General features: G+C 59.1%; 16 protein-coding genes. 2 read left to right on the top strand and 14 right to left on the bottom strand.

What is annotated here, in order from left to right; genetic code table 11:
- Positions 1 to 62: 62 nt before the first annotated feature.
- Positions 63 to 2207, bottom strand: coding sequence for a 3-hydroxyacyl-CoA dehydrogenase NAD-binding domain-containing protein (locus tag AC3WMT_RS12450; protein ID WP_103303815.1), 2145 nt, complete (start codon positions 2205 to 2207; stop codon positions 63 to 65).
- Positions 2208 to 2231: 24 nt separating this feature from the next.
- Positions 2232 to 3437 carry an acetyl-CoA C-acetyltransferase gene (locus AC3WMT_RS12445; RefSeq protein ID WP_103303814.1) on the bottom strand — a complete coding sequence of 402 codons (1206 nt, stop codon included), beginning with the start codon at positions 3435 to 3437 and terminating at the stop codon, positions 2232 to 2234.
- Between the two features lie 586 nt (positions 3438 to 4023).
- Here AC3WMT_RS12445 and AC3WMT_RS12440 point away from each other — a divergent pair.
- Positions 4024 to 4845 carry a c-type cytochrome gene (locus tag AC3WMT_RS12440; RefSeq protein ID WP_103303930.1) on the top strand — a complete coding sequence of 274 codons (822 nt, stop codon included), beginning with the start codon at positions 4024 to 4026 and terminating at the stop codon, positions 4843 to 4845.
- 113 nt (positions 4846 to 4958) lie between these two features.
- Here AC3WMT_RS12440 and AC3WMT_RS12435 read toward each other — a convergent pair whose 3' ends face one another.
- The 10 genes from AC3WMT_RS12435 to AC3WMT_RS12390 form a co-directional block, all read right to left on the bottom strand.
- Positions 4959 to 5768 carry a transglutaminase family protein gene (locus AC3WMT_RS12435; RefSeq protein WP_103303813.1) on the bottom strand — a complete coding sequence of 270 codons (810 nt, stop codon included), beginning with the start codon at positions 5766 to 5768 and terminating at the stop codon, positions 4959 to 4961.
- Positions 5765 to 6715, bottom strand: coding sequence for an alpha-E domain-containing protein (locus AC3WMT_RS12430; protein WP_103303812.1), 951 nt, complete (start codon positions 6713 to 6715; stop codon positions 5765 to 5767). The genes AC3WMT_RS12435 and AC3WMT_RS12430 overlap by 4 nt, the downstream gene beginning before the upstream one ends.
- A 12-nt stretch (positions 6716 to 6727) precedes the next feature.
- Positions 6728 to 8137: a circularly permuted type 2 ATP-grasp protein gene (locus AC3WMT_RS12425; RefSeq protein ID WP_103303811.1), complete on the bottom strand. Its 1410-nt coding sequence runs from the start codon at positions 8135 to 8137 to the stop codon at positions 6728 to 6730.
- Positions 8138 to 8624: 487 nt separating this feature from the next.
- Positions 8625 to 8972: a ribonuclease E inhibitor RraB gene (locus tag AC3WMT_RS12420; protein WP_103303810.1), complete on the bottom strand. Its 348-nt coding sequence runs from the start codon at positions 8970 to 8972 to the stop codon at positions 8625 to 8627.
- 210 nt (positions 8973 to 9182) lie between these two features.
- Positions 9183 to 9416, bottom strand: coding sequence for a hypothetical protein (locus tag AC3WMT_RS12415; protein ID WP_103303809.1), 234 nt, complete (start codon positions 9414 to 9416; stop codon positions 9183 to 9185).
- Between the two features lie 307 nt (positions 9417 to 9723).
- Complete coding sequence (gene speE / locus AC3WMT_RS12410) at positions 9724 to 10599, bottom strand: polyamine aminopropyltransferase (protein WP_103303808.1); 876 nt, start codon at positions 10597 to 10599, stop codon at positions 9724 to 9726.
- A 238-nt stretch (positions 10600 to 10837) separates the two neighbouring features.
- Positions 10838 to 11029, bottom strand: coding sequence for a PLDc N-terminal domain-containing protein (locus tag AC3WMT_RS12405; RefSeq protein ID WP_007914053.1), 192 nt, complete (start codon positions 11027 to 11029; stop codon positions 10838 to 10840).
- 71 nt (positions 11030 to 11100) lie between these two features.
- Complete coding sequence (locus tag AC3WMT_RS12400; protein ID WP_103303807.1) at positions 11101 to 11631, bottom strand: hypothetical protein; 531 nt, start codon at positions 11629 to 11631, stop codon at positions 11101 to 11103.
- 182 nt (positions 11632 to 11813) lie between these two features.
- Positions 11814 to 12332, bottom strand: a complete 519-nt coding sequence (locus tag AC3WMT_RS12395; protein ID WP_103303806.1) for an ankyrin repeat domain-containing protein — start codon at positions 12330 to 12332, stop codon at positions 11814 to 11816.
- Between the two features lie 97 nt (positions 12333 to 12429).
- Positions 12430 to 14268 carry a long-chain-acyl-CoA synthetase gene (locus tag AC3WMT_RS12390; protein ID WP_103303805.1) on the bottom strand — a complete coding sequence of 613 codons (1839 nt, stop codon included), beginning with the start codon at positions 14266 to 14268 and terminating at the stop codon, positions 12430 to 12432.
- 382 nt (positions 14269 to 14650) lie between these two features.
- Here AC3WMT_RS12390 and AC3WMT_RS12385 point away from each other — a divergent pair, with 382 nt between their 5' ends.
- Positions 14651 to 14929: a DUF3509 domain-containing protein gene (locus AC3WMT_RS12385; protein WP_095191301.1), complete on the top strand. Its 279-nt coding sequence runs from the start codon at positions 14651 to 14653 to the stop codon at positions 14927 to 14929.
- A gap of 185 nt (positions 14930 to 15114) precedes the next feature.
- Here the strand turns inward: AC3WMT_RS12385 and mtnC are convergent, their stop codons facing one another.
- Positions 15115 to 15798, bottom strand: coding sequence for an acireductone synthase (gene mtnC, locus AC3WMT_RS12380; protein ID WP_103303804.1), 684 nt, complete (start codon positions 15796 to 15798; stop codon positions 15115 to 15117).
- A 4-nt stretch (positions 15799 to 15802) separates the two neighbouring features.
- Positions 15803 to 16348 (bottom strand): 1,2-dihydroxy-3-keto-5-methylthiopentene dioxygenase, encoded by a 546-nt coding sequence (locus AC3WMT_RS12375; protein WP_103303803.1) that lies wholly within the window; start codon positions 16346 to 16348, stop codon positions 15803 to 15805.
- Positions 16349 to 16385 lie beyond the last annotated feature (37 nt).

The raw sequence follows: 16385 nt of genomic DNA, 5'->3' as shown, positions 1-16385 counted from the left end.
CACCCCAGAGCCTGCCCTGAAACACCCTGGCAAGGCAAGCCCCGGAATGTATTCCCTATCGCCTAGAACAGCTCTCCTTTCGCCGCTTTTTCCAGCAACAGCGCAGGTGGCGCAAAACGCTCGCCATATTGCTCCGCCAGATAGTGCGCGCGCGCAACGAAATCCTTAACGCCGTACTGGTTGATGAACTGCAATGCCCCACCGGTCCATGCCGCAAAACCGATGCCGAAGATCGAACCGACGTTGGCGTCCGCCGTCGAGGTGAGTACGCCCTCCTCCACGCAACGCACGGTTTCGATGGCTTGCACGAATAGCAACCGGTCGCGCACGTCCTTCGGCGAGATTTGCCCGTCGGCCTTCTCAAAACGGGTCTTCAGTTCTGGCCACAAATGTTTCTGGCCACCGACCGGGTATTCGTAGAAACCGCCACCTGCGGCCTTGCCTGGACGCTTGTATTCGTTGAGCAGCAAGTCAATCACGGCGAACGCCGGGTGCTCAATCAGCGGTTTCCCTTCTGCCTGTAGGTCCTTGGCAGTTTGCTTCCGGATATGGCTCATCAGGCTGAGGGAAACTTCGTCGGAGATCGCCAGAGGCCCGACCGGCATCCCGGCCTTGCGCGCTTCGGTCTCGATCATCGGCGCGCTCACGCCTTCGCCGAGCATGGCGATGCCTTCATTGGTGAAGGTGCCGAACACCCGTGAGGTGAAGAAACCGCGACTGTCGTTGACCACGATCGGGGTTTTCTTGATTTGCAGGACGAAATCGAACCCGCGCGCCAGGGTTTCGTCGCTGGTCTGCGCGCCTTTGATGATCTCCACCAGCGGCATTTTCTCCACCGGGCTGAAGAAATGCAGACCGATGAATTTGCTTTGATCGGGCACGGCGGTCGCCAGACCGGTGATCGGCAAGGTCGAAGTGTTAGAGGCAATGACAGCCTCAGCGCCGACGACTTTCTGCGCGGCTGCCGAGACTTTGCCTTTCAGTTCGCGATCTTCAAACACTGCCTCAATGATCAGATCACACCCGGCCAGATCGCCATCGTCTTCACTGGTCTGGATCCGCGCCAGAACCGCTTCCCGCTGCGCAGCATCCATCTGACCGCGCGCCACTTTCTTGTCCAGCAGCGCTGCCGAATGGGCTTTGCCCTTCTCTGCTGCGGCAAGATTGACGTCCTTGAGCACCACCTCGATACCGGCCGAGGCGCTGACAAAAGCGATTCCGGCGCCCATCATCCCGGCGCCGAGCACACCGACCTTGCGCGTGACGAACGGCGTAAAACCTTGCGGACGCGAGCCACCGGCATTGATCTCGTTGAGTTGAAACCAGAAGGTACCAATCAGGTTTTTCGAGATCTGCCCGGTGGTCAACTCGGTGAAGTAGCGGGTTTCGATCAGGTGTGCAGTGTCGAAATCCACCTGCGCGCCTTCCACGGCCGCGCAGAGAATTTTCTCTGGCGCAGGCAACGTGCCTTGGGTTTTGGTGCGCAGGATCGACGGTGCAATCGCGAGCATTTGCGCGACTTTCGGATTCGACGGTGTGCCGCCGGGAATCTGATAGCCTTTCACGTCCCAACGCTGCACCGCCGTCGGATTGGCAATGATCCACGCGCGCGCCTTGGCCAGTAACTCATCGCGATCCGTCGCCAGCTCGTCGATCAAACCGGCCTGCAACGCCTGTTGCGCACGGACCTTTTTGCCTTCGAGCAGATACGGCAGCGCCTTTTCGATACCGAGCATGCGCACCATACGCACTACCCCGCCGCCGCCCGGCAGCAGGCCCAGAGTGACTTCAGGCAGACCCAGTTGCACTGACGAATCGTCCAGCGCCACGCGATGATGACACGCGAGACAGATTTCCCAGCCCCCGCCCAACGCCGCGCCGTTAATGGCCGCGACCACCGGTTTGCCGAGGGTTTCCAGAGTGCGCAATTGCCCCTTGAGGGTCAGCACCATGTCATAGAAGGCCTTGGCCTCGGGCTTGCCGACCTTGATCAATTCATTCAGGTCGCCGCCGGCAAAGAAGGTTTTCTTCGCTGAGGTAATGATGACCCCGGCGATGCTGTCTTTTTCACTGACAAGCCGGGCAACACAGGCCGCCATCGCCTCGCGGTACACGGCGTTCATGGTATTGGCGCTCTGGCCCGGCATGTCGATGGTCAGGACGACGATGGCGTCCTGGCCTTTTTCGTAACGAATGACTTCGTTCATAACAAGGTTCCTTGAATTCGGGGCTCAGAGACGTTCGATGATGGTGGCAATGCCCATGCCGCCGCCGACGCACAGCGTCGCCAGGCCATAACGCAGGCGCCGGGTTTCCAGTTCATCGAGCAAGGTGCCGAGGATCGCGCAACCGGTCGCGCCCAGCGGGTGGCCCATGGCGATCGAGCCGCCGTTGACGTTGACCTTGTCCGGGTCGACCGCCATGTCTTTGATGAATTTCAGCACCACTGAAGCAAACGCCTCGTTGACCTCGAACAGGTCGATGTCTTCCACCCGCAGACCGGCCTTCGCCAGCGCTTTGCGGGTAGCCGGCGCCGGACCGGTGAGCATGATCGTCGGATCGGTACTGGTGACTGCCGTGGCAACAATGCGCGCCCGCGGTTGCAGGCCCAATGCTCGCCCCTTGGCCTCAGAGCCGATCAACATCAGCGCCGCACCGTCGACGATGCCGGAACTGTTGCCCGGTGTGTGCACATGGTTGATGCGCTCGACATGGCTGTAAACCCGCAACGCCGTCGCATCGAAGCCCATCTGGCCGATCATTTCGAAGCTCGGTTTGAGCTTGCCCAGACCTTCCAGCGTCGACTCGGCACGAATGAACTCATCGTGATCGAGCAGGATGATGCCGTTCTGATCCCGTACCGGCACCAGCGACCTGTTGAACGAGCCATCGGCCCGCGCCCGCGCCGCTTTTTGCTGCGAGTGCAGCGCGTAGGCATCGACATCTTGACGGCTGAAACCTTCGATTGTGGCGATCAGGTCCGCACCGACGCCCTGCGGGGTGAAGTGGCTGTGCAGGTTGGTCTGCGGATCCAGTGCCCAGGCGCCGCCGTCGCTGCCCATCGGCACCCGCGACATCGACTCGACACCGCCGACCACCACAAGATCCTCGAAGCCTGAGCGCACTTTCATCGCGCCGAGGTTCACCGCTTCCAGACCCGAGGCGCAGAACCGGTTGATTTGCACACCCGCGACGCTGACGTCCCAATCGGCGACTTGTACGGCGGTCTTGGCAATGTCCGATCCTTGATCGCCAATCGGCGTGACGCAGCCGAGCACCACGTCATCGACCTGACTGGTGTCCAGCGAGGTGCGCTGTTGCAGCGCGGTCAACAGGCCGGCAACCAGATTCACCGGTTTGACGCTGTGCAAGGCGCCATCGGCCTTGCCTTTGCCACGGGGCGTGCGCAATGCATCGAAAATCAAAGCTTGGGTCATGACGTCCTCTAACCTGTGCGGTGAGTGATTTCTTGTGACTCCACTCTTCGCCTGAGCGGCCATGGATTCAATGACCACAGTGCTCAATGCTGTTGACGCACACGCTCAGACGGACGGTCATCCGCGGCTGGGTGAACCGGTTCAGGTCGGCGAGTTGTCTAGCAAGCGGGCGGCAAAGAAGCTGGCAATACGCCTCATGCCTTTTTTATCGTGATTGCCAACGGCTCCATATGAAATGGATCTAAGCCAAGCGTGACGCGGGCCCTAAGGTAGAACATGTACGTCATGGTCGTCGGGTTTTGCCGAGGCAGGCGTTCTTTAACAGGAAGTGCAGCGCTTGCCGTCATGGATATGCAGGCAAGCATCAGGAAATAACAATAAAGGCGGTCAAGCCATGTTCAAACAACCGAAAGTTCGTCAAGCAGGACTCATTCTTTTCGCCACGACGCTGTTGTTGATTTTGCCGAACCTGACCAAGGTCATCGGCTGAATACAAGCGGCAGGTGCTGTTTATCGCCACTGAAAATGTAACTGGCCCGCTACCCGGGCCAGCATGGCTGTGCCAATCTTTGCGCACTTCCACGACATGGACGGCGATCATTTGAAAGCGCTTATTGTATTCGGGGCCTTGCTGCTGAGCATGCCCCTGTCTGCCGCGCAGCTGGATTTGCAGTTGGGCGCAAAGAGTCGTACCTGGCAGACCGAGGAGCTGCTCAAGCATCCTCAGGTGCAAACCCTCACGATCAAGAACGACGTGTCCTACAAGAAGGACATGACTTATCGCGCCGTGCCGCTGGCGGCGTTACTGGATGGAGTCAATCCCGAAGATCATCTGCAGGCCGTGGCGCTGGATGGTTTCGCCGCCGAATTGAGTGCTGCGCCGCTGCTCAACACCCAAGGCTCGCGTGCGTGGCTGGCGATTGAAGATCCGGCCAGGCCATGGCCGCCGCTGTCGGAAGGCAAACACAGCGCCGGGCCGTTTTATCTGGTGTGGACCGATCCACAGATCGGCAAGATCAGCCCGGAGCAGTGGCCGTTCGAAGTCGCCAGCATCAAGCGCATGGCACCAGTGGCCGAGCGCTTCCCTGCTCTGCTGCCCGATCCGGCGTTAAAGGCTGATGACCCGGTGAATCTGGGGTTCGCGTTGTTTCAGAAAAACTGCCTGGCGTGTCATCGATTGAATGGCGCGGGAGATGCGCAATTCGGGCCGGATCTGAATATTCCGTATAACCCGACCGAGTATTTCGGCGCTGATTTCCTCAAGCGTTACATTCGTGACCCGCAGAGTTTGCGGCAGTGGCCGCAGGCGAAAATGCCGGGCTTTTCGGCGCAGGTGTTGCCGGATCGGGATCTGCAGATGTTAGTGGGTTATTTGAAACACATGGCCGGGCGCAAGGTTAAGCCCTGATCGTTATCACTGGCCTCATCGCTGGCAAGCCAGCTCCCACAGGGTAAGCGCCGACTTTGAATCAGCGGTGATCTGTGGGAGCTGGCTTGCCAGCGATTGCGGCGTCCCGAATCTTATTGCTGCTGCACGGAGATGACCGGCGCAGGTGTCGGCGAAACGAACACCTTTGCATGCATCTGCTCACACCCGCCGCCCCGGCGCATGCCGCGTACCGGGCAGGCGTCGAGATAATCCAGACCCACCGCCAGTTTCAAATGCCGTTCCGGCCGCGCCAGTTCATTGGTCACGTCAAAGCTGTACCAGGCGTCATCCAGCCACGCTTCCGCCCAGGCATGGCTGGCCAGATGTTCGCAATCTTCGCTGTACAGATACCCCGACACATAACGCGATGGAATCCCCAGACTGCGCGCGCAGGCCAGAAACGCGTGGGCGTGGTCCTGGCAAACACCCGAGCGTCCGGCAAAAGCCTCGGCCGCGCTGGTGTCGACTTCGGTCGAGCCCGGCGTGTAGGTCATGTGTTGATTCAAGCCGTGCATCAAATCGATCAGCGCCGTGCGGTCACGCCGTTGCTTGCAGGATTTCGCCGCAAACGCGCGTAGAGCTTCGTCTGCTTCGGTCAGCCGGGTGAAACGCAGGAACGGCAGCGCCGACTGACTCTCATGCTCGGCCTCGCGCAACTCATCGATATCGACCTGCCCCCGGGCGCCAATGATGATCTCTTCATGCGGTTCATCCATGGTCAGCACATGCAGGATGTTGCCGAACGGATCGAGTTGCGCACGCACCGGGCGCGGCAGGTCGAGCTGCCAGCTCAGCACGTGCTGACGCTCGCTGTCGTGAGGTGTCAGTCGCAGATACTGGATGCTCGCCCGCACCTGATCTTCATAGTGATAGGTGGTCTCGTGGCTTATGGAAAGTCTCATGCAGCCTCCAGGTATGAACTGTGAATGGCGTTGCCCAACTGGCGTACCAGCGGGATGAATTCGGTGAGCCAGGCGTGCAGCCCTTCTTCGAGAATTTCGTGGATGCCGGTGTAGCGCAGGCGTGCATCCATTTCTGCCGCCAGTCGCTGTGCCGGCCGACCGTTGGCCCCCGGCAGCTGCGCTAGGATCTGGTCGATCTCCTCGGTGCAGGCGCGCAAGGAGCGCGGCACATCGGCGCGCAACAGCAGCAGCTCCGCCACATGTCGGGCGCCGGGCGCATCGCGATAAATCTCGGTGTAGGCCTCGAATGACGACAAGGCCCGCAGCAAGGCACTCCACTGGTAATAAGCATGAGCGGTGCCGTCGCTGACCGCTTCGGCCTGATCGCCCGCCATCTCGTAACGGGCATCGAGCAACCGCAGCGTGTTGTCCGCACGTTCGATAAAGGTGCCGAGGCGAATGAAGCGAAACGCATCGTTGCGCATGATCGTGCCGTAAGAGGCACCACGGAACAGGTGTGAGCGTTCCTTGATCCATTCACAGAAACGACTCATGCCATAGCGGCTCAGCCCCTGTTCGGCGATGCCGCGAATCTCCAGCCACGTGGCGTTGATGTTTTCCCACATATCTGCGGTGATCCGGCCACGCACCGCGTGAGCACTGGCCCGCGCCGCGCCGAGGCAACTGTAGATGCTCGCCGGATTGGCCGCATCCAGAGCGAAGAAATGCAGCAGACGTTCGGCATGCAGATCGCCGTGGCGCTCCAGGTAATCGTCGAGGGTGCCGGTGATCAACAACGGCATGGCCAATTCGTGCAGACCATCGCCGCGACCGTCCTGCGGCATCAGCGACAGCGAATAACTGACGTCGAGCATCCGTGCGAGGTTTTCCGCCCGCTCCAGGTAACGCGACATCCAATACAGATCCGAGGCAGTTCTACTTAACATGGCAAGCTTCCTTCAATCCTCGACCACCCAGGTGTCCTTGGTTCCGCCACCCTGGGAGGAATTCACCACCAGGGAGCCTTCACGCAGGGCGACACGGGTCAAACCGCCGGGCACCACCCGGGTTTCGCGACCCGACAACACGAACGGGCGCAAGTCGATGTGGCGCGGCGCAATGCCGTTTTCGACAAAGGTCGGACAGGTCGACAGCGACAGCGTCGGTTGCGCGATGTAGGCATGCGGCTTGGCTTTGATCCGCTCGCGGAACGCATCGATTTCCGCCGTCGTTGCCGCCGGCCCGACAAGCATCCCGTAACCGCCGGAGCCCTGGGTTTCCTTGACCACCAGATCTGGAAGATTGGCCAGCACATGGGAAAGTTCAGACGGGTTGCGGCATTGCCAGGTCGGCACGTTCTTCAGGATCGGCTCTTCGTCGAGGTAGAAGCGGATCATGTCGGTGACAAACGGATACACCGACTTATCGTCCGCCACGCCGGTACCGATAGCGTTAGCCAACACCACATTGCCGGAGCGGTAGGACGATAGCAGCCCCGGTACGCCTAGCATCGAGTCGGGGTTGAAGGCCAGCGGATCGAGAAACGCATCGTCGAGACGGCGATAGATGACGTCCACCGCTTTCGGGCCGTCAGTGGTGCGCATGAACACTTTGTCGTCACGCACGAACAGATCGGCGCCCTCCACCAGTTCCACACCCATTTCCCGCGCCAGAAATGCGTGTTCGAAGAACGCGCTGTTGAAACGTCCCGGCGTCAGTACCACCACGCTCGGATCGTCGATAGGGCTGGAGCTTTTCAGTGTGTCGAGCAACAGGTTCGGGTAATGGTCGATGGGCGCGATGCGCTGGGCGGCAAACAGCTCAGGGAACAGGCGCATCATCATCTTGCGGTCTTCGAGCATGTAGCTGACGCCGCTAGGCGTGCGCAGATTGTCTTCGAGCACGTAGTAGGTGCCGTCGCCGTCGCGCACCAGATCAACGCCGGAAATATGCGAGTAGATATCGCGGTGCAGGTCCAGGCCTTGCATCGCCAACTGGTATTGCTCGTTGGCCAGGACCTGTTCGGCGGGAATGATCCCGGCCTTGATGATGCGTTGCTCGTGATAAAGGTCGGCGAGAAACATGTTCAGCGCCTTGACCCGCTGGATGCAGCCGCGTTCGACGATCCGCCACTCGCTGGCGGGAATGCTCCGCGGAATGGTGTCGAAAGGAATCAGGCGCTCGGTGCCCTGCTCATCGCCGTAGAGCGTGAACGTGATGCCGGCGCGATGGAACAGCAAATCGGCCTCGCGCCGCCGTTGAGCCAGCAGCTCGTCAGGCGTGTCGGCCAGCCATCGGGCGAACTCCCGGTAATGCGGGCGAACCTGGCCGCCGGCATCGTACATCTCATCAAAATAGGTGCGGATCATGCCGTACTCCTTGTCACCCGGACCTACAGGCCTTCGCAAGGCCCGTGCCATCGGCATAAACGCTTTGATTTCAATCGGTTGGATATTCACGCCGCAGGCGCCGCACCATTCCTGTGCGGCAAATGCCCCAACCTGATTGCCCCCGCTTCATTGCGACGCACTGCATCGCCTATCACCAGCATAGTCAGAGTTGATTTCACTGCTCGGCGACGGCTGCGGATAATCCGCGCATTCGCTGCAAAACTTCATCGGCCACCGCGCCGGGAAGTGCTCGGCTCAACTGCTCTGGACTGCCGTCGCAGCCCGCCCCACTGTAACCCTGACCGGTTTCCTCTCCTTATCGGTCTTCCCTTTTAGCCACCCTCTCCGGTGGCTTTTTTTTGCCTCGGATTCTTGTTTCAGGGTTTTGCCGCAGCGGTTTTCGAACGCCGGAAACGACAACGGCCAACCCAAAGGTCAGCCGTTGCTTAATAGTTACTGCAAGAGATCAGTTCAGACGGTAGCGATTGCGCACCTCCTGCTTGACGCCCCAACCCTCGATGATGCCGCCCAGCGGTTCGACCACGGCAGAAAACCCCTGCTCGAAATCGCCGATATCGTCATATGTCGCGTACATCACTTTGCTCAACTCCAGAGACCACGCGCCGTCGTCGCGCACGCTGATCTGGGCATTGATGGATTCACCGCGAAACTTGCCTGCCGCCCTGCGCGCCCGCTCCTCGTCCGGGAAAATGGCGTAGAACTCGATGGGATGGAATCGGGAAAAATCGAAACCGCCTTCTTTCATGCGGCGCAGAACATTGCTGCTGATGTCTTCTTGATAGGCTGTGCTCATGAATCGTCCCCCTCGGATAGATGGATAGACTTTCCGTATTCCCGCCCCGGGCCTTTGGCCAAAGTACTACGGCAACGTGGTTGCGCGCGGGAAACAAGCATGTAGCTGACAAGACCAGACCTTAGCGATCCGTTCGCTGATCTCGCTTGCAGAGTAGCCCCAAGATAGAGCCGCTGCCAAGGCCTGGTGCTTCAAGTGACAGGAAGAATTTCAGATTGGAGTGATGCTGCGGATTTCGATGCTGTTCTGGGTTTTCAGGTTTTTCACGCCGGCATCGGCGGTGCGCCCTTCCAGATCGTTCAGATCCAGTTCGGCGGCCACAGGCAGGAGCCGCTCCTTGATCAGTCGCGCGGCCTCATCGTCGCTCGGGCACTCGGCTCGCTCGAAGACCTCATCGACAATTTCACCGTGATCATCCACGAAAGTGACTTTCCACTTTTGCATCGGTGCCTCCTCGATCAAACCCGCAAATGGGCTTACACCTAAATCGACTGGTACGCCGAAAGTTGGTTCAAAAGGATTACAGCGGGCAAAGATGAAAAAAACATCATCCTGGAGATGCGCCGCGAATTTTGCACACAACCATTGTGGCGAGGGGATTTATCCCCGATGGGATGCGAAGCGTCCCCCAAAACCAGCCAACGCGGTGATCAGGCAGACCGCGCTTGCTGGATTTACGACTGCTGCGCAGCCGGTCGGGGATAAATCCCCTCACCACAGGGGATCCTTACACAAATGAAAAATGGTGTGATCAGTCGTTGCTTGGTTTGTTGATCGCTTGCAGCACGTACTGCGGCAACGCGAACGCACCGATATGGATTTCCGGGTTGTAGTAGCGAGTGACGATGCCGCTGCCAATGAAGCGCTGTTGCAGGACTTCACGGCTCAGTTTGCGGTAGGCCGGATTGGTCGAACCCCAGGCAAACGTCATCGAACCACCAATGTAGGTCGGTACGGCGGCCTGGTAGAAGTGCCAGTCCGGGAACAGGCTGCGCAGACGACCGGCCGTGGTTTTGACTTCGTCGATCTGCATGAACGGCGTGCCGTTCTGCGTCACGAGGATGCCGCCTTCGTTCAGGCAACGGTGGCAGGCCTGGTAGAAGTTTTCCGAGAACAGCACCTCACCCGGGCCGATCGGGTCGGTGGAGTCGGAGATGATCACGTCGAATTTTTCCGTGGTGGTGGCGACGAAACGCATGCCGTCGTCGATTACCAGGTTCAGACGCGGGTCGTCGTAGGCGCCCTTGGAGTGGTTCGGCAGGAATTCCTTGCACATGTCGACCACAGTGCCGTCAATCTCGACCATGGTGATGTGTTCAACGCCCGCGTGCTTGGTCACTTCGCGCAACATGCCGCCGTCGCCGCCACCGATGATCAGCACGCGCTTGGCGGTGCCGTGAGCGAGGATCGGTACGTGGGTGAGCATTTCGTGGTAGATGAATTCGTCGGCTTCAGTGGTCTGGATCACGCCGTCCAGCGCCATCACACGGCCCATGCGCGGGTTCTGGAAAATCACCAGGTGCTGGTGTTCGGTGCGCACTTCGTGCAGCAGTTTTTCCATGCGAAAACGCTGGCCGTAGCCTTCGTAGAGGGTTTCCAGGTACTCGCTGGTCTTGGTGACGGTCATGGTCAAGTGCTCCGATGAATGCGCGGGCGTCGATCGTGACGACGATTGCCCGGGAAAGGCGCGCATTCTACGTTGCCGAAGATGACAGGTCGAACCTCACTTCATCGGCATACCACATAACCTTGTGCGAACTGGCTTGCCAGCGATGCAGTAGCCCCGGTCTCTCAGTGACACCGCGGTGATGCTATCGCTGACAAGCCAGCTCCCACAGGTTTTGTGGTCAGTCTCGAAATCGCGATCAGATTCGGACGTTGCCCCGCGGTCCGGCAATCGCCCAGATGATCAGACCCAGCACTGGCAGGAGGATGATCAGCAGCACCCAGACGATTTTCATCCCGGTGGTCGCGCCGCTTTTCAGCACATTGATGATGGCCCAGATGTCGAGGGCGAGGATGATCAGGCCGATCAAACCGTTGAACGTGGAACCCATGGTGTCGCTCCAGAATAGTGGCATGCACTTTTAGGATAGACGGTCGCGCGCAGGGTTCCCTTTTATTGCGCTCAGACGTGAACGGCAATTTTCAAAGCTTCCAGCGATGGCGCAGCGGCGATGCCGACTTCGGCGCAGAGTTCCAGCACCCGGGGCACGTCGTTGCCATAGACCAGCACCACTTGCAGTTCATCGTCGAGCAACTGACTGAAGTTCATCAGCGTGTAGCCGCCGTTTTCCTTGTTCAGGCTGCTCATCTGCACCTGGATACGGTTGAGCGCCGTCAGGGCTTCGGTCTTGGCCAGTTGTTTGGGCTTGAGGTTGAAGTCGACGGTCGGGCCGAACGAGGCGACGATCTGCGCGAACAGGTCGACGTAGGTGTCAGCCTGGAACAGCACGGTTTCCGGCAGGCTACCTACCACTACCCACTCGCCCAACGGGATCGGGAAGGTGTCGTCGTAGTTGATATCCGGGTTGGCTGTCAGAAAAGCGTCGGCATCGGCGTAAGCTTGTGCGGCTTCGTCGGCCACGTTCAGGATCTCGTCCTCGCCCATGCAGCCGGAGCTGATTTTGCTGATGAGTTCAACGAGTGCGGCTTTCATGAGGGCGGATCCTGTGGCGAAGGTGAATTTCGAGGGCGCGAAGGATAGCGCATTCTTCAGCACACCCGACACCTGTGGCGAGGGAGCTTGCTCCCGCTGGGGCGCGAAGCGGCCGCAAAAAAGCTTGCCAGCGCTGCGCACTGGAGCGGGAGCAAGCTCCCTCACCATAGGGGATCACAATCTCAGGCGAGGAGTTTTTCCAGTTGCGCAGTAGTGTCGACTGCGCCCATGGTCCGTGCCGCATCCAATGCCGTCACGCCATTGGCGTCCTTGGCTTTTGGGTCTGCACCCTTGCTGATCAGGTAATCAACGATTGCCACTCGGTTGAACATCGCCGCCATCATCAGCGCGGTTCGACCATCAAATGACGAACCTTCGATTTCGGCACCCGCCTCGACCAGCGCCTTGACCACTGCCAGGTCGCCCTTGAACGCCGCACCGGCGATCGGGCTCTGGCCGTTGCCGTTGCGCATTTCCGGATCGGCCTTGTGTTTAAGCAGCACCTGGACCGCATCCACATGGCCGTAATAGCTGGCCAACATCAGCAACGTGTCGCCCTTGCTGTTCTTCAAGTTCACTGGCAAACCGGCCGTGACCAGGCGATCAAGCATCTCAGCATCACCGTCACGCGCCTTGTTGAAAACCTGCTCGGTGAATTCGGCAGCTTCTTCAGGGGTCATCTGGCGGCTTTGGTCGGACATGGGGCAACTCCACTTTCGGTCAATCGGAAAGCCGACAGTTTCCCGAGCGAAACTAAAGCTGTCACCCCCTTTTTCTCAAGAACGCCTATAGCCAGAATCAATAACGATGTTTGCCTTGATCGATTTCCGCCAACACTTCATGGGTTACCCGCACGTAGGTGTGGGTGCCGGGCAGCCATGCGTAGATCGGATCATCGCCTGTCTGGCCGGGGTCGAAGCCTTCGTTTTTCAGGCGCGTTTTCTGGTATTTGAAGGTGCCGGTGGTTTCCATTTTCACTTTCACCCGCAGGAACAACGGCACGGCATACGCCGGCATACGTTCACGAATAAACGTCAGCAACTCGGCAAAATCCAGCGTCGCGAGAGACTCCGCCGGTGTGATCGCCGCCATCCCCGCCCGACCATTGGTATTGCGAATTTCTACTCCATAGGCCACCGCCTCGGAGATGTGCGGGTGTTGCAACAAGAGATTTTCGACTTCAGTGGTCGAGACGTTTTCACCCTTCCAGCGGTAGGTGTCACCGAGTCGATCAACAAATTGCGCGTGGCCGAAACCGATGTTGCGCAGCAGATCGCCGGTGTTGAAAAAACGATCGCCCTTGGTAAACACGTCGTGCAACACGACTTTGGCGGTTTTCTGCGGATCGGTGTAGCCATCCAGTGGCGCTTTTTCATCGATTCGCGCCAGCAACAGGCCCTGCTCACCCTTGCCGACCTTGCGCATGAAACCGTCGTCGCTGCGCAGCGGCTCTCCACTGTCATGGTCGTAGGCCACCAACTCCCAGGCCATCAATGAGAAACCGATGGTGTTGTCGAAATTGAGGATGTTGGTGAAACCGATGTTGCCATCGCTCGCCGCGTACAGCTCACAAATGTGGTCAACGGCGAAGCGCGTCTTGAACTCGGCCCAGGCACCGGGGCGCAGACCGTTGCCAATCATCTTGCGCACGTCGTGACGGCTGTCATCGGCGCTGGCGGGTTGATCGACCAGATAACGGCATAGCTCGCCGACGTAACCGATGGTGGTGGCGCGGTAGCGGCGCACGTCGTTCCAGAACTGGCTGGCGCTGAACTTACGGCGGATCGCGAAACCTGACGCGCCGTTGATCGCCGAGCCCCAGCACACGCAAAGACCGGTGGCGTGGTACAGCGGCAAAGTGCAATAGACGACGTCGTCGGGGCCCATGTTGAGCGCGATCATGCCGAAGCTGGCGGAACTGCGCATCCAGCGGCCGTGCTTGAACACGCCGGCCTTCGGCAGGCCCGTGGTGCCCGAGGTGTAAATGTAGAAACACGGGTCGTCGAAGAACACTTGCTGGCTGCTCGGCGGGTTGTCGCTGGAGGCGTCGGCACTGGCACTGATCAGATTGACGTAGCCGTCGGGCGCAATGCCCGGATGGCTGTAAGTGTCCTGATCGGCCACGAACCAGGTAGGTTGCGCGGCAATCGACACTTGCTCGCGCACTGCGGCAAACGCGGGCAACAATTCTTCGCCAACCACAATCGCTACCGGCGCCACCAGATTCACACTGTGGATCAGCGTGTCGCGCGTCTGCGAGGTGTTGAGCAAGGCGCTGACCGCTCCGACCTTGGCCAGCGCCAGAATCGTCACCAGCAATTCCGGGCGGTTCTCGATAAACACCGCCACCACGTCGCCCTTGCCGATGCCCTGTCCGCTCAGATAGTGGGCAATACGGTTGGCCCACTGATTGACCTGCGAATAGGTCAGCAGCACATCGCCCTGCAATAACGCCGGGCCTTGGGGATTGCGCAGGGTCGCTTGTTCGAACGTCCAGCCAAGGCCACAGCTTTGGGTCGGATCCGTGACGTTGGCCACCTTCATGCCTTTGACCACCCGCGGGATGGCTTTGGCAATCATCGGCAGTTTGCGGAGCATCATGCCCCAGGTAATCGTGTCGCTTGGCGCGTGACTCATGGAAGCTCCCCGTTCGACCTTGACGTGTGGCCGGTTTTTTTATTGTCGGGCTGAAACTAACGACGCTCGATGAGCGAGGGTCGAGTCCGAAAATACGTCAGCGCTTCTCGGGCTGTACACGCGGTTTTTGCAATGTTTTGTATCCGCAGGCTGAGCGGCGACGGCGAGGATCCTGGCTTGATCAATTGGTTCCGTTTATTCGTCGACGATCCCGCAAAATGCAGGATGCACGATGGCCATTCATGCAGATTGCACGACCCCATGAATTCCAATGATTTTTAACTTGTTGATTTATAACGATTTTATTATTTTCAAATGCTGGCACAATCGCTGCAACCTCCTCTGCATGCTTGCCATTCAAGTGCATACGGAGCTGAAAAACATGAGCCTGATCCAAGAAAAATTTACCTCCCTGTTCTCCAACTTCGACGTCACCACCGCGCCACGTCCCGATGGCGGGATTCTGCTGACCCTGCGCAGCGCCGACGGCAAAGTGTTCAAACGCGCACTCACGTATCAGCAACTGCATGCCGGCGACCAACTGTCGTGGGCCATTAGCGCGATTCGTCGTGACCTGGCCGAACAGGCCAGTGAATTGCCGCAAATTGCCATGCTGCAAAGCCAGCAGCGTTTTGCCCTGCCGACGTATCACTCGCTGTAAGCTTTTAACGCTTTAAACAGAACAGGCCGTGGAGCATGCGCTTCACGGCCTGTTTATATTTTGCGGTTAACAAAAAACCCTGTGGGAGCGAGCCTGCTCGCGAAGGAGGTGTGTCAGCCACTGATAAGGTTGGCTGAACGGACGCTTTCGCGAGCAGGCGCGCTCCCACATTTGATCGAGTGAAGCTAGAAGGCTTCCGGTTCGATCCCGGTGAAGCTGTCAACGGTGACATGCGCACCCAGCTCCCCGCCTTCACGGGCCAGACCGCAGGTTTGCAAGCCTGCCGATTGCGCGGCATCGAGTTCTTCGACGATGTCCGACAGGAACAAGATCTGCCCCGCTTCAACACCGATCGCCTGTTGAATATTCGTGTAGGACTGCGCCTCACGCTTGGCTCCCGACGTAGTGTCGAAGTAACCGCTGAACAACGGCGTCAGATCACCCGCCTCGGAACAACCGAAAATCAGCTTCTGCGCCTGGATCGAGCCGGACGAGTACACAAACAGTTGATAACCGGCCTGATGCCAGCGTTTAAGTGCTTCAACAGCATCCGGATAAACATGCCCCTTCAACTGCCCGGCGTGATAACCCTGCGCCCAGACCATGCCCTGCAAGGCCTTGAGCGGCGTGGCTTTGCGGTCTTCGGCAATCCAGCTCAACAGAATCTCGACGATGCGTTCAACATCGGCCTGCGGCGCATTGCTGTCGCGGCGCACGGCTTCGAGTTGCTCGGCAACATCGGCGCGTCCGGCGTTCTGCCGGACGAAATCCGGCAGGTGTTTGGCCGCGTAGGGAAACAGCACGTCGAAGACAAAACTCACCGCGCTGGTAGTGCCTTCAATATCGGTGACGATGGCTTTGATCGACATCGTTTCAGTCCTCCAGACGCGGGAAACGACCGGCGATGTCTTCGCCGGTGAAGTTGGCAACCCAGCCTTCCGGGTTGTTGAACAGACGGATCGCAACGAAATGCGGATGCTCGCCCATGTCGAACCAGTGCTTGGTGCCGGCAGGTACCGAGATCAGGTCGTTCTTTTCGCAGAGCACGGCGTAGACGTAGTCGTCGATGTGCAGGGTAAATAGCCCACGGCCGGCGACGAAAAAGCGTACTTCGTCTTCGCCATGCCGGTGTTCCTCAAGGAACTTGGCGCGCAATTCGGCTTTTTGCGGGTGGTCGCTGTTGAGGCTGATGACGTCGACGGTGATGTAACCGCGCTCGGTCATCAGTTGGTCGATCTGCTCTTTATAAGCGCTGATCACTTCTTCCTGGGCTGCGCCCGGCTGGATCTTCGCCGCGGCTTGCCAGCGGTCGAAACGCACGCCCTGCTCGGCCAGGGTCGAGGCGATGTCTTCAAAATGGGTCAGCACCTTGTTCGGAATGTCAGGGCTGGAAACGTGATAGACGGACAGGCTGCTCATTGGGGCAATTCCTCGGTATCGGCCTTGCCGTCCGGTT

It is taken from the genome of Pseudomonas sp. FW305-7 (assembly GCF_058786735.1).
This window is presented reverse-complemented; position numbering and strand designations above follow the sequence as displayed.

Bases quoted from the DNA above. Each gene is read 5' to 3' on its own strand.
- AC3WMT_RS12425 (WP_103303811.1), bottom strand. From the start codon at position 8,137: ATGATCCGCACCTATTTTGATGAGATGTACGATGCCGGCGGCCAGGTT.
- AC3WMT_RS12450 (WP_103303815.1), bottom strand. From the start codon at position 2,207: ATGAACGAAGTCATTCGTTACGAAAAAGGCCAGGACGCCATCGTCGTC.
- AC3WMT_RS12385 (WP_095191301.1), top strand. From the start codon at position 14,651: ATGAGCCTGATCCAAGAAAAATTTACCTCCCTGTTCTCCAACTTCGAC.
- mtnC (WP_103303804.1), bottom strand. From the start codon at position 15,798: ATGTCGATCAAAGCCATCGTCACCGATATTGAAGGCACTACCAGCGCG.
- AC3WMT_RS12395 (WP_103303806.1), bottom strand. From the start codon at position 12,332: ATGTCCGACCAAAGCCGCCAGATGACCCCTGAAGAAGCTGCCGAATTC.
- AC3WMT_RS12435 (WP_103303813.1), bottom strand. From the start codon at position 5,768: ATGAGACTTTCCATAAGCCACGAGACCACCTATCACTATGAAGATCAG.
- AC3WMT_RS12445 (WP_103303814.1), bottom strand. From the start codon at position 3,437: ATGACCCAAGCTTTGATTTTCGATGCATTGCGCACGCCCCGTGGCAAA.
- speE (WP_103303808.1), bottom strand. From the start codon at position 10,599: ATGACCGTCACCAAGACCAGCGAGTACCTGGAAACCCTCTACGAAGGC.
- AC3WMT_RS12415 (WP_103303809.1), bottom strand. From the start codon at position 9,416: ATGCAAAAGTGGAAAGTCACTTTCGTGGATGATCACGGTGAAATTGTC.
- AC3WMT_RS12440 (WP_103303930.1), top strand. From the start codon at position 4,024: ATGGACGGCGATCATTTGAAAGCGCTTATTGTATTCGGGGCCTTGCTG.
- AC3WMT_RS12420 (WP_103303810.1), bottom strand. From the start codon at position 8,972: ATGAGCACAGCCTATCAAGAAGACATCAGCAGCAATGTTCTGCGCCGC.
- AC3WMT_RS12405 (WP_007914053.1), bottom strand. From the start codon at position 11,029: ATGGGTTCCACGTTCAACGGTTTGATCGGCCTGATCATCCTCGCCCTC.
- AC3WMT_RS12375 (WP_103303803.1), bottom strand. From the start codon at position 16,348: ATGAGCAGCCTGTCCGTCTATCACGTTTCCAGCCCTGACATTCCGAAC.
- AC3WMT_RS12400 (WP_103303807.1), bottom strand. From the start codon at position 11,631: ATGAAAGCCGCACTCGTTGAACTCATCAGCAAAATCAGCTCCGGCTGC.
- AC3WMT_RS12390 (WP_103303805.1), bottom strand. From the start codon at position 14,268: ATGAGTCACGCGCCAAGCGACACGATTACCTGGGGCATGATGCTCCGC.
- AC3WMT_RS12430 (WP_103303812.1), bottom strand. From the start codon at position 6,715: ATGTTAAGTAGAACTGCCTCGGATCTGTATTGGATGTCGCGTTACCTG.